The sequence below is a fragment of the Sphingobium ummariense RL-3 genome, assembly GCF_000447205.1.
Classification (GTDB): domain Bacteria; phylum Pseudomonadota; class Alphaproteobacteria; order Sphingomonadales; family Sphingomonadaceae; genus Sphingobium; species Sphingobium ummariense.
Window position 1 is genome coordinate 1 of record NZ_AUWY01000128.1, and the last position, 11,459, is coordinate 11,459.

An 11,459-nucleotide genomic window follows, 5' to 3' on the forward strand; every position below is an offset into this window, starting at 1 on the left:
CCCGCCTTATTCACCAAAAGTGTCCTGAAGGGTTGGCGGGAGTGGCGTAAGCCTCTGATCTGAATTAGGAACTGGGTGTCTAAGCCGAACCTGCCGCAGGGCAGAAAATGCCACGGGCCACACCCGCCATGAACGATGATATCGCAAGCTCATTTGGATTCCCAGCAGTCGGCCGCAAGAAAATCACAGCTGCGTTCGACGGTGGCCGGCTTACCTCGGATGGCGGTGTTCTACTGCTTGCACAGGCCGAGCGCGCGATGGGGATTTGCCAGCGCCTGGCGGCTTGTATTGCCGATCCGCGCGATCCAGCGCGGGTGATCCATCGCCTGGATGACATTCTGCGTGCCCGTGTGTTCGCGATTGCGTGCGGCTATGAGGATGCCGATGATCTCGATGCTCTGCGCGACGATCCAGGCTTCCGCCTGGCGCTCGGCAAGCTGCCGGAATCGGGCGCGGGGCTGGCCAGCCAACCGACGATGAGCCGGTGGGAAAATGCACCGACTACGCGCGAACTGGCCAGCATGATGGCCGCGATGATCGACATCTACTGCGCCAGCTATCCCGCCCCTCCGACAGCGGTCACGCTGGATATCGACGACACGTGCGACGTCGTGCATGGCTATCAACAGCTCTCGTTCTGGAACGGGCATCATGGGGAGCGCTGCTTCCTACCGATCCATATCTACGACACCGCGACCGGCAGGCCGGTGGCCATGCTGCTGCGCACAGGCAAGACGCCTTCTGGAAAGGAGGCGGCGGGGCACATCCGACGCCTGGTGCGTCACCTGCGCCGTAATTGGCCCGATACCCACATCACTATCCGCGGCGACGGGCACTATGGTCGACCCGAGGTCATGGCCTACTGCGATGCGGCCCGCGTCGATTACGTGTTCGGCCTGCCCACCAATTCAGCGCTGCGCGCCGATCCCGCCATTGTTGCGGTCGCCGATGCCTGCGCGGTCAAGCGCGCCCAGCGTCAGTGTCCCGTCCTGCGCAACTATGCCGAGACCCGCTATGGGGCAAAGACCTGGAAGTGCCAGCGTCGCGTCGTTGCACGGATCGAGGCCAGCACGCTGGGCATGGACATCCGCTATGTCGTCACCTCGTTGGCAACAGGATCGGCCGAGCACATCTACGACACGCTCTACTGCGCGCGTGGTCAGGCCGAGAACCTGATCAAGCGCCACAAGTCCCAGCTCGCCAGCGACCGAACCTCGTGCCGCTCGGCCAATGCCAATCAGATGCGCCTGATACTGCACACTGCCGCATACTGGCTGCTATGGCGCATCCAGCAGGCGATGCCCAGGACCGCTGCTCTGGCAAGCGCGGAGTTTACCACCTTGCGCCTGCGGCTGCTCAAGGTCGCTGCGCGCGTCGTAGAAAGTGCTAGCCGCATCCGCATTGCCTTCGCTTCCGCCTGTCCGGATGCCGACCTGTTCCGCGCCCTCGTTCTCCGGCTGAAGCCTGCGCCGACGTAGCCCATGCGGCAGCGCCGCAGAACTCCGAGCCCAGCCCTTCAACCCGAAAAGCCCATCAATCCGAATGCGGTGAAACAAACGCCAGCGATGCCGGTCGTCCGCGCAATACAGCCAGCCGCAGCAAATGCCCAGAGCGGGCCCGAAACCGAGCGTCGTGAATAAGAGAGGTTAGAAGGACAGGTAATAAAAAGGCCCCGGATCGCTCCGGGGCCTTTCCTCATTTCCTGCTATGGAACTTATGCTGCGGCCAGACGCGCGATCTTGCCGATCCGGTCGCCGGCGATGCGCATCATCGCCTTCTGCAGCTTCTCGAACGCGCGGACCTCGATCTGGCGGACGCGCTCGCGCGACACGCCATAGACCTGGGACAGCTCCTCCAGCGTCTTGGGCTCTTCGGCCAGCCGACGCTCGGCCAGGATGTGCTTCTCGCGGTCGTTCAGGTCGCTCATCGCCTGCACCAGCATGTCGTGGCGCAGTTCGCGCTCCTGCTCGTCCGCAACGCGTTCGTCCTGTAGCGGATCGGTGTCCGCCAGCCAGTCCTGCCACTGGCCCTCGCCGTCCTCGCGCATCGGCACATTGAGCGACGTATCGCCGCCCATCGCCATGCGGCGGTTCATGGACACGACGTCCTCCTCGCTGACGCCCAGATCGGTTGCGATCTTGCGGACGTCGTCGGGATGCAGGTCGCCATCCTCGAACGCCTCGATGCTGTTCTTCATCCGGCGAAGGTTGAAGAAGAGCTTCTTCTGCGCGGCGGTTGTGCCCATCTTGACCAGGCTCCACGACCGCAGGATGAATTCCTGGATCGAGGCGCGGATCCACCACATCGCATAGGTGGCGAGGCGGAAGCCGCGATCGGGCTCGAACTTCTTCACGCCCTGCATCAGGCCGATATTGCCTTCGCTGATCAGTTCGCTGACCGGCAGGCCATAGCCGCGATAGCCCATCGCGATCTTTGCGACGAGGCGAAGATGCGAGGTTACAAGCTGCGCCGCGGCCTCAGGATCCTGATGTTCCTGATAGCGCTTCGCCAGCATATATTCCTGCTCGGGCGTCAGAATCGGAAACTTGCGGATTTCCGAGAGATAACGGTTGAGGCTGGCTTCACCGCCCAGCGCCGGAACCGTGGGGACATTGCTCTTGTTGGCCATGTCGCTTTCCTTTCCCTTTCATGCGCGGCGGGACCCAGAAGAGGCGTCCAGGCGCCGTCGCAAACTTGTCGAACCTTATACGTGAAGCGCGCTTAACAGTTCCTGCATATCGGCCGGGATTGCGCTTTCGAACATAAGGGATTCACCTGTCACAGGATGTATGAACCCCAGCGTTCTTGCGTGCAATGCCTGCCTTTTGAAACCCAGCGTTTCCAGTATCGTTTTGAAACTCTTTTTCGCTCTACCGTAAATCGGATCCCCGATCAAGGGGTGTCCGATATGCGCCATGTGCACGCGGACCTGGTGCGTACGGCCGGTTTCCAGCCGGCATTCCACCAAAGCCGCCTCGCGCAGGCGCTCCTTCATGCGGTAGTGGGTCACGGCGTGCTTGCCGCGTCCTTCCCGATGAACAGCCATCTTCTTTCGATCGGCGTCGGATCGCCCGATCCACGTATCCACCGTTCCGGACGACGGAACGGGCAAACCCTGGACAACGGCGCTGTAGAGCCGATGGACGCTGTGCGCCTTGAACTGCTGCGCCAGGCCTTCATGCGCCCTGTCGGATTTAGCAACGACCAACAGGCCGGAAGTATCCTTGTCGATGCGATGAACGATGCCGGGCCGTGCCACGCCGCCGATTCCGGACAGTCCACCATGGCAATGGTGCAGCAACGCATTGACCAGCGTCCCATCCGGATTTCCAGCGGCCGGATGGACCACCAGGCCCGCGGGCTTGTCGACGACGATCAGATGTTCGTCCTCATGCACGATCGCGAGTGGTATGTCCTGCGGCGCTGCCTCCGCAGCGATTGGGGCGGGCAGTGTGATGGCGTAGTTCTGCCCCACTTCCACCTTCGCAGAGGGACTAAGCGCCCGGCCGGAGAGGGTCACATGACCCTCCTGGATCAGCGCCTTCAACCGCTCGCGGGAAAAATCCGGCATCAGGTCCGCCAGGGCCCGGTCCAGCCGCAGGCCTGCTTGAGCCTCGCCCACCGTAATTTCGATGTTGGAAACCCCCGAACCCATTGCTTAGGGATGTAGGAATGAAGGTCCGGATTTCAAGGTCGCTGTTGGAACAGATCGTGCACCTGGCGGCCCGGCAGGCGGTGGAAGTGTGCGGTCTGCTGCTGGGGGAGGGCAGGCGGATAACGGCGATTCTGCCCGCCGCGAATGTGGCGCTCGATCCGGCGCGCCATTTCGAGCTGGACCCTGCCATATTGATCGCGGCGCATCGTGCCGCGCGGCAGGGCGGTCCAGCCGTGCTGGGACATTATCATTCCCACCCGAGCGGCCGGGCGGAGCCTTCCCGCACCGATGTGGAGTGCGCACGGCCGGACGGGACGCTGTGGTTGATCGTCGGTGGAGAAGGCGCGCGACTGTGGGTGGCGCAAGCCGGCGAGGACGGCAACCTTCGCTTTATCGAGGCCGATCTGGCGACGGAATGACCGGAAAGCGGGCGCGGCCGGGGTTGCATCGCACGCCGTGGCGGCGCATGAGCGGGCATTCCTTTCCGTTTTCAACCGGCGGTTCCGACCTTCATGACCCATTCCACCGACAGCATCGAATTCGCCAGCCTGCTCTGTTCGCGCCTCTGCCACGACTTGCTCAGTCCTGTCGGCGCGCTCAACAACGGGTTGGAGCTGATGGCGGACGAGACCGATCCCGAAATGCGGCAGCGCTGCCTGGATCTGCTGGCGGACAGCGCGAAAACCTCCGCGAACAAGCTGAAATTCTTCCGTCTGGCTTTCGGATCGGCCGGTGGTTTCGGCGATGCCGTGCCGACGCATGAGGCGCGGGTTGCGATCGAGGGCATGTTTTCCGCTTCCGGCCGGGTGAAGGTCGGCTGGCTGGTCGAGGACGACATGCTGGGCAAGCTGCCGGTCAAGGTCCTGCTCAACCTTTCGCTGATTGCCGGCGATGCGCTGGTGCGTGGCGGCCAGCTCGACATCGGTGCCGAGCGGCGGCCGGGCGTGACCGAGATCGTGGTGCGTGCCGACGGACCGAAGCTGGTGCTGGACCCGGAGCTGCGCGCCGCCCTATCTGGCACCCTGCCGCCCGAAGGGCTTGCCTCGCGCACGGCCGCGGCCTGGATGGTGCGTACGCTGGTGACGGCGGCCGGCGGCGACATCGCACTTTCGCCCCCGGGCGAGCCGGTGTTGCTGTTCGGCGCCTCGCTGCCCGATCGCGCCTGACAGTATCCGGACTGTCCGGCCTGGAAGAGCACGGCGCTAGGCCCGCATCTCCTCGGCCAACGCCTTCATCAGTTCGGCGGCGGGCAGGCTGCGGGCGAGGGGCGCGCCCTGGCCGGCCCATTGCGCGCCGTAGCCGCCTTCGCCCTGCGCCTTGGCAGCGCCGTTGAGCGCTTTTCCCACATCATAGGCGACAGGATAGGCGGGCGGCACGGCGTCGCTATCCAGCCCCCAGGCGGTAAATCGGTTGGCGAGGCAGCGTGCCGGCCTGCCGGATACGGCGCGGGTCATGACCGTGTGCAGGGCCGCAGGGCTTGCGAGCGCCGCGCGATAAGCGGCGTCGGCGCTACTTTCCGGGCAGCCGATGAAGGCTGTGCCGAGCTGCGCCGCCACCGCGCCCAGGTCCAGTGCCGCACGGACGCCCCTACCGTCCATGATGCCGCCCGCCGCGATGACCGGCAGGCCTGACCGGGTAACGAGCAGCCGAGTGAGGGCGAAGGTGCCGAGCCGGTCGTCCGGCGCATCGGGATCGAACATGCCCCTGTGGCCGCCCGCCTCATAGCCCTGCGCGACGATGGCGTCGATGCCCGCCGCGCGCGCGGCTTCGGCCTCAGCCAGACTGGTCGCGGTAGCGAGGAGCAGGCAGCCCGCCTGCTTCAGCGTCGCGATCCGGCGGGCATCGGGCAGGCCGAAGTGAAAGCTGACCACGGCCGGCCGTGCTTCGGCCATGGTCGCGAGCATGGCGTCGTCGTCCGCGAAGCTGCGATATATCTCGTTCAGCATTTCCGGCGGCCGCGCACCATAGAGGGCGAAGAGCGGATCGAGCGCCTCGACCCATGCCTGTTCCTTCGCCGGATCCCGTCGTGCGGGCGCATGGACGAAGAGATTGACGTTGAAGGGCCGATTCGTCAGCGCGCGAACGGCATCGATCGCCTCGCGCGCGGAGGCAGCCGTGCCCGCACCCACCGCGATCGAGCCGAGACCGCCGTTATTGCAGACAGCAGCCGCCAGCGCCGGGGTGGAGGTGCCGGCCATCGGTGCCTGGATGATAGGAAGGCCGAGCCCGAGCGAGTCTGTCAGCGACATGGGCGGTTATTTGCGCCGTGGGCGGGCGATGCGCAATCGCAATCGCAATCGCGATCGATCGCAGCTGGCATGAGAGGGGAGTAGGGCGACCGCCTGCCCCAAAAAGAAGAAGCCCGGCCGCATCGCTGCGACCGGGCCTCCGTCGATGAGCCTGAGAAAGGGATCAGGCGCTGTAGTACATGTCGAATTCGACCGGCGAAGGCGCCATTTCCCAGCGGTACACTTCGGGCCACTTCAGCTCGATATAGGCCTCGATCTGGTCCTTGGTGAACACGTCGCCCTTCAGCAGGAACTCATGGTCGGCTTCCAGGCTGTTGAGCGCTTCGCGCAGCGAACCGCAGACGGTCGGCACCTGGCTCAGCTCTTCCGGCGGCAGGTCATAGAGGTTCTTGTCCATCGCGGCGCCCGGATGGATCTTGTTCTCGATGCCGTCGAGGCCCGCCATCAGCAGCGCGGCATAGCACAGATAGGGGTTCGCCATCGCGTCGGGGAAGCGGAACTCCACGCGCTTCGCCTTGGCGCCCGCACCATAGGGAATGCGGCAGGAAGCCGAGCGGTTGCGCGCCGAATAGGCGAGCAGCACCGGCGCCTCGAAGCCCGGCACCAGCCGCTTGTAGCTGTTGGTCGTCGGGTTGGTGAAGGCATTGAGCGCCTTGGCATGCTTGATCACGCCGCCGATGAAGTAGAGGCAGGTGTCAGAAAGACCGGCATAACCCTCGCCGGCGAAGAGCGGCTTGCCGCCTTCCCAGATCGACATGTGGGTGTGCATGCCGGAACCATTGTCCTGCGCGATCGGCTTGGGCATGAAGGTCGCGGTCTTGCCATAGGCCTGGGCGACCATCTGAACCACATACTTATAGATCTGCATGCGGTCGGCTGTGGTGACCAGCGTGCCGAAGGTCAGGCCCAGCTCGTGCTGCGCGGCGGCGACCTCATGGTGGTGCTTGTCGCAGGGCAGGCCCATTTCGAGCATGGTGGAGACCATCTCGGCGCGGATGTCGGTGGCCGGGTCGACCGGTGCGACGGGGAAGTAACCGCCCTTGGCGCGCGGACGGTGGGCCAGGTTGCCGCCCTCATATTCCTTGCCGGTGTTGGTCGGCAGTTCGACGTCGTCGATCTTGTAGAAGGACTCGTTGTAGTCCGAGTTGAAGCGGACATCGTCGAACATGAAGAATTCGGCTTCCGGGCCGACATAGACGGTGTCGCCGAAGCCGGCCGACTTGACGAACGCCTCGGCGCGCTTGGCGGTCGAGCGCGGATCGCGGGCATAGAGCTCGCCGGTGTCGGGCTCCACGATGTCGCAGAACAGGATCAGCATCGGCGTGGCCGAGAAGGGATCGACATAGACGGCGTCCAGGTCGGGCTTCAGGATCATGTCCGACTCGTTGATGGCCTTCCAGCCCTCGATCGAGGAGCCGTCGAACATCAGGCCCTGGGTCAGCTCATCCTCGCCGAGGACGGAAGACACCATGGTCAGGTGCTGCCACTTGCCCTTGGGATCGGTGAAGCGAAGATCGACCCACTCGATCTCCTTTTCCTCGATCATCTTCAGGATGTCTTTTGGCGTGTTGGCCATCTGTGCTTGCCCTTCTCTGTAGATACCCCCCCGAAGGGGTAAGGTTGATGCCGCCGCCCGCCGGTCCCCTGAAAACCGGCGTGCGCTGGTTCGTCGCGATCAGATCGCGTCGCTGTCCCGCTCGCCGGTGCGGATGCGCACCGCGCCCTCGATCGCGGAAATGAAGATCTTACCGTCGCCGATGCGGCCGGTCTGCGCGGCGGCGCTGATCGCCTCGACCACCCGGTCGGCGAGCGAGTCGTCGACCACGACCTCCAGCTTCACCTTCGGCAGGAAGTCGACCACATATTCGGCGCCACGGTACAGCTCGGTATGGCCCTTCTGGCGGCCGAAGCCTTTGGCCTCGGTCACGGTGATGCCGGATACGCCCACTTCGTGCAGCGCTTCCTTCACCTCGTCCAGCTTGAACGGCTTGATGATCGCCTCGATCTTTTTCATCACTCTTGTTCCCAACCTGACGCGCCGGAACCGCAGGCACTCCTGCGTCCCTCTCTCCTCAAGTGACGATCATCATGCCCCCCAAGACACGCATCGTCCCTCTCAGCAATCAATTACCGTGCCAAACGGCGAATCGCTAGGACCATGCTTTCGGCGATGCAGCAATCTTTGTCCATATTGCCCGGTTTGCAGGCAATTTGATGTCCTGCTGCCCGATTTTTGGGCAGTTGCGACAGTCAAACGCGATAAGGCGGCGCGTCGAGCCCTGCCGGGCTCTTGGTGAAGATCTCGCAACCGGTTTCGGTGATGCCGATGCTGTGTTCGAACTGGGCCGAGAGCGTCCGGTCGCGCGTCACGGCGGTCCAGCCGTCGTCCAGCATCCGCACCGCGGGCTTGCCGATGTTGATCATCGGCTCGATGGTGAAGAACATGCCGGGCTTCAGCTCCGGCCCGGTACCGGGGTGGCCGACATGGATGACCTCCGGACTGTCGTGGAAGACCCGGCCCAGGCCGTGGCCGCAGAAATCGCGCACCACGCCATAGCGGTGCTTTTCCGCATGCTTCTGGATCGCATGGCCGATATCCCCCAGATGGTTGCCGGGTTTCGCCTGCTCGATGCCCAGCATCAGGCATTCATATGTCACCTCAACCAGGCGGCGCGCCTTTATCGAGGCCTCCCCCGCGATGTACATGCGGCTGCTGTCGCCGTGCCAGCCGTTCAGCAGCGGCGTCACGTCGATGTTCAATATGTCGCCGTCTCTCAGGCGGGTGTCGCCTGGAATGCCGTGGCAGATGACGTTGTTGAGCGAGATGCAGCAGCTGTGGGTATAGCCGCGATAGCCCAGCGTGGCGGGCACGCCGCCGCCGTCCAGCGTCATGCGGCGGACGATGTCGTCCAACTCGCCGGTGGTCACGCCGGGCACCACATGGGGCACCAGCGCGTCCAGGATTTCCGCCGCCAGTCGGCCGGCCTTGCGCATGCCCTCGAAGCCCGCGGCATCATAGAGCTTGATCGCCGTGGAGCGGGAGATCGGCGCGTCGGCCGTCATCGTCATGTAATCGGTCATGGCAGCAGTATAGGCGTCCCGCTCCCAGAATGCGAGAGGGCGGCTAGGCAGGACGCCGGCCGGGGGCTATGGAGCCGTGCATGACCGATCCGACCCGCATCTGGACCGCAGCGCTGATCGTGATCGGCGACGAAATCCTGTCCGGCCGGACCCAGGACAAGAATGTGGCGCAGATCGCCGGCTGGCTGAACGTCCAGGGCATCCGCTTGCGCGAGGTGCGCGTCGTGCCCGACGTGACGGAAGCGATCGTCGAGGCAGTGAATGCGCTGCGCGTGCGCAACGACTATCTGTTCACCACCGGCGGCATCGGACCGACCCATGACGACATCACGGTCGATGCGATCGCGCAGGCGCTGGGCGTGCCGGTGGAGATCCATCCGGAAGCCCGCGCGGTGCTGGAACGCTACTATGCCGCGCGCGGCGGGCTGACCGAGGCGCGGCTGCGCATGGCTCGCGTTCCTGCGGGGGCCATGCTGATCGAAAACCGCATGTCGGGCGCGCCCGGCATTCGCCATGGCAATATCTTCATCATGGCGGGCGTGCCGCATATCACCGCGGGGATGCTCGATTGGCTGACGGGGAAGCTGGAGGGCGGCCTGCCGGTGCTGTCGGCCACGCTTGGCTGCTGGGTAGCCGAAAGCGAGGTCGCCGATCTGCTCGCAACGGTAGAACGCGCGCATGAAGGGTGCCAGATCGGCAGCTACCCATTTTTCCGCGAAGGACGGACGGGGGCCAACTTCGTGATCCGTTCGACTGATGGAGCCTCCCTGGAGCGCTGCACTGCCGCGCTGGCCGAGGGGCTGCAGGCAGGTGGCTGGCCCGCCATTCCCGGCGGCATCTGACCCAAGGTCGCTGTAGGCGCGATCATATGTGGCGACGCAGCGGCAGGCTGCGTTGCGCCATCGGTCAAGGGCGGGTTATGCTGCGACGCGTCACCGGGGCGTGCGCTTCGCTGAAGCGGCGCCTGTCGGAACGTCAATCGATCGGAATGGGGAGAGGGTGACAGGCGGCTGTCGCCGAAATGTACCTGCGCTTTGCGCAGATCGATGAATAACGCCTTCAACCAAGGAGATTTTGTCATGCGGATCGTGATGACCGGTTCAGGCTATGTCGGGCTCGTGTCCGGCGCCTGCCTCGCGGATTTCGGCCATGAAGTCGTCTGCGTCGACAAGGACGAGCGCAAGATCGCGTTGCTGCAGAGCGGCGGCGTGCCGATCTATGAGCCGGGCCTGGCGGACCTGATCGCCCGTAATGTCGAAGCGGGACGCCTGACCTTCACGATGGACCTTGCCGGCTCCGTGCCGCAGGCCGACGTCGTCTTCATCGCCGTAGGCACGCCGGCGCGCCGGGGCGACGGTCATGCGGACCTCAGCTACGTCTATGACGCAGCGCGCGAGATTGCGTCGTCGTTGAACGGATTCACGGTGATCGTGACCAAGTCCACGGTGCCGGTCGGCACGGGCGACGAGGTGGAGCGGATCATCCGCGAGACCAATCCGCAGGCGCAGTTCGCCGTCGCCTCCAACCCCGAATTCCTGCGCGAGGGCGCGGCGATCCAGGACTTCAAGCGCCCCGACCGCATCGTCGTGGGTATCGAGGACGAGCGCGCGCGCCCGGTGATGGAGGAGGTCTATCGGCCGCTCTACCTCAATCAGGCGCCGCTGATGTTCACTGGCCGCCGCACCAGCGAGCTGATCAAATATGCCGCCAACGCCTTCCTGGCGATGAAGGTCACCTATATCAACGAGGTGGCGGAACTGTGCGAGCGCGTGGGCGCAGACGTGCAGCAGGTCGCGCGCGGCATCGGCCTGGACAACCGAATCGGGTCCAAATTCCTTCACGCCGGGCCGGGCTATGGCGGCTCCTGTTTCCCGAAGGATACGCTGGCGCTGGTGAAGACCGCCGAGGATTCCGGCGCGCCGATCCGCCTGATCGAAACGACCGTCGCGATCAACGAGAGCCGCAAGCGGGCGATGGCGCGCAAGGTGATCGCCGCGTGCAACGGCATGGTCCGCGGCAAGACGGTGGCGGTGCTGGGCCTGACCTTCAAGCCGAATACCGACGATATGCGCGACGCCCCGTCGCTGTCGATCATCCAGGCATTGCAGGATGCCGGGGCGTGCATCCGCGCCTATGATCCAGAGGGGATGGAGGCGGCGCGGCCGATGCTGCGCGACGTGACCTTCGCGTCCGGCCCCTATGAGGCCGCGGAAGGGGCGGCGGCGGTGGTGATCGTTACCGAATGGGACGCGCTCCGCGCTCTCGACCTGCCGCGTCTCAAGGGCGTCATGCAGGGCAATGTGCTGGTCGACCTACGCAACATCTACCGCCCGGACGTGGCGGAGGCCGCAGGGTTCATCTACGACAGCGTCGGACGGGGAATGCCGCCCATCGTCGAGCCGCTGGAGCAGGCAGCGGAATAAGTTCCCGGTGATAAAGCTATTCGTCGCAAATCGAGTCTGATTTGCGACGAA

11 protein-coding genes are annotated in these 11,459 nt (G+C 64.6%); 5 read left to right on the plus strand and 6 right to left on the minus strand.

Annotated elements, in window-relative coordinates; translation table 11 throughout:
• Positions 1-128 precede the first annotated feature (128 nt).
• A complete protein-coding gene (locus M529_RS45610; protein ID WP_013039775.1) occupies positions 129-1,478 on the plus strand; it encodes an IS1380-like element ISSp1 family transposase in 1,350 nt (449 codons plus the stop codon).
• A 236-nt stretch (positions 1,479-1,714) separates the two neighbouring features.
• On the opposite strand, the gene rpoH is transcribed toward M529_RS45610, so the two are convergent.
• Both rpoH and M529_RS45620 read right to left on the minus strand, forming a co-directional pair.
• On the minus strand, positions 1,715-2,629 hold the full coding sequence (gene rpoH, locus M529_RS45615) for an RNA polymerase sigma factor RpoH (RefSeq protein WP_021319922.1): 915 nt from the start codon (positions 2,627-2,629) through the stop codon (positions 1,715-1,717).
• Positions 2,630-2,704: 75 nt separating this feature from the next.
• Positions 2,705-3,655 carry an RluA family pseudouridine synthase gene (locus M529_RS45620; protein WP_021319923.1) on the minus strand — a complete coding sequence of 317 codons (951 nt, stop codon included), beginning with the start codon at positions 3,653-3,655 and terminating at the stop codon, positions 2,705-2,707.
• 17 nt (positions 3,656-3,672) lie between these two features.
• On the opposite strand from M529_RS45620, the gene M529_RS45625 reads away from it, so the two are divergent.
• Positions 3,673-4,074: a Mov34/MPN/PAD-1 family protein gene (locus tag M529_RS45625; protein WP_021319924.1), complete on the plus strand. Its 402-nt coding sequence runs from the start codon at positions 3,673-3,675 to the stop codon at positions 4,072-4,074.
• A gap of 93 nt (positions 4,075-4,167) precedes the next feature.
• Positions 4,168-4,821: a histidine phosphotransferase family protein gene (locus tag M529_RS45630; RefSeq protein WP_021319925.1), complete on the plus strand. Its 654-nt coding sequence runs from the start codon at positions 4,168-4,170 to the stop codon at positions 4,819-4,821.
• A 36-nt stretch (positions 4,822-4,857) separates the two neighbouring features.
• Here the strand turns inward: M529_RS45630 and M529_RS45635 are convergent, their stop codons facing one another.
• The 4 genes from M529_RS45635 to map all read right to left on the minus strand — a co-directional run bounded on the left by M529_RS45635 (position 4,858) and on the right by map (position 8,985).
• Complete coding sequence (locus M529_RS45635) at positions 4,858-5,904, minus strand: NAD(P)H-dependent flavin oxidoreductase (protein ID WP_021319926.1); 1,047 nt, start codon at positions 5,902-5,904, stop codon at positions 4,858-4,860.
• 163 nt (positions 5,905-6,067) lie between these two features.
• Positions 6,068-7,480, minus strand: coding sequence for a type I glutamate--ammonia ligase (glnA, locus tag M529_RS45640; RefSeq protein WP_021319927.1), 1,413 nt, complete (start codon positions 7,478-7,480; stop codon positions 6,068-6,070).
• Positions 7,481-7,579: 99 nt separating this feature from the next.
• Positions 7,580-7,918, minus strand: a complete 339-nt coding sequence (locus tag M529_RS45645) for a P-II family nitrogen regulator (RefSeq protein ID WP_021319928.1) — start codon at positions 7,916-7,918, stop codon at positions 7,580-7,582.
• Positions 7,919-8,154: 236 nt separating this feature from the next.
• Positions 8,155-8,985, minus strand: coding sequence for a type I methionyl aminopeptidase (map, locus tag M529_RS45650; RefSeq protein WP_031295664.1), 831 nt, complete (start codon positions 8,983-8,985; stop codon positions 8,155-8,157).
• 80 nt (positions 8,986-9,065) lie between these two features.
• On the opposite strand from map, the gene M529_RS45655 reads away from it, so the two are divergent.
• Positions 9,066-9,827 (plus strand): competence/damage-inducible protein A, encoded by a 762-nt coding sequence (locus M529_RS45655; protein WP_021319930.1) that lies wholly within the window; start codon positions 9,066-9,068, stop codon positions 9,825-9,827.
• A 237-nt stretch (positions 9,828-10,064) separates the two neighbouring features.
• Entirely contained in the window at positions 10,065-11,408 is a 1,344-nt protein-coding gene (locus tag M529_RS45660) for a UDP-glucose dehydrogenase family protein (RefSeq protein ID WP_021319931.1), read from the plus strand.
• Positions 11,409-11,459 lie beyond the last annotated feature (51 nt).

What these genes read in the sequence shown, in the direction of transcription:
- M529_RS45610 (WP_013039775.1), top strand. Translation starts at nt 129, where the DNA reads ATGAACGATGATATCGCAAGCTCATTTGGATTCCCAGCAGTCGGCCGC.
- rpoH (WP_021319922.1), bottom strand. Translation starts at nt 2,629, where the DNA reads ATGGCCAACAAGAGCAATGTCCCCACGGTTCCGGCGCTGGGCGGTGAA.
- M529_RS45620 (WP_021319923.1), bottom strand. Translation starts at nt 3,655, where the DNA reads ATGGGTTCGGGGGTTTCCAACATCGAAATTACGGTGGGCGAGGCTCAA.
- M529_RS45625 (WP_021319924.1), top strand. Translation starts at nt 3,673, where the DNA reads ATGAAGGTCCGGATTTCAAGGTCGCTGTTGGAACAGATCGTGCACCTG.
- M529_RS45630 (WP_021319925.1), top strand. Translation starts at nt 4,168, where the DNA reads ATGACCCATTCCACCGACAGCATCGAATTCGCCAGCCTGCTCTGTTCG.
- M529_RS45635 (WP_021319926.1), bottom strand. Translation starts at nt 5,904, where the DNA reads ATGTCGCTGACAGACTCGCTCGGGCTCGGCCTTCCTATCATCCAGGCA.
- glnA (WP_021319927.1), bottom strand. Translation starts at nt 7,480, where the DNA reads ATGGCCAACACGCCAAAAGACATCCTGAAGATGATCGAGGAAAAGGAG.
- M529_RS45645 (WP_021319928.1), bottom strand. Translation starts at nt 7,918, where the DNA reads ATGAAAAAGATCGAGGCGATCATCAAGCCGTTCAAGCTGGACGAGGTG.
- map (WP_031295664.1), bottom strand. Translation starts at nt 8,985, where the DNA reads ATGACCGATTACATGACGATGACGGCCGACGCGCCGATCTCCCGCTCC.
- M529_RS45655 (WP_021319930.1), top strand. Translation starts at nt 9,066, where the DNA reads ATGACCGATCCGACCCGCATCTGGACCGCAGCGCTGATCGTGATCGGC.
- M529_RS45660 (WP_021319931.1), top strand. Translation starts at nt 10,065, where the DNA reads ATGCGGATCGTGATGACCGGTTCAGGCTATGTCGGGCTCGTGTCCGGC.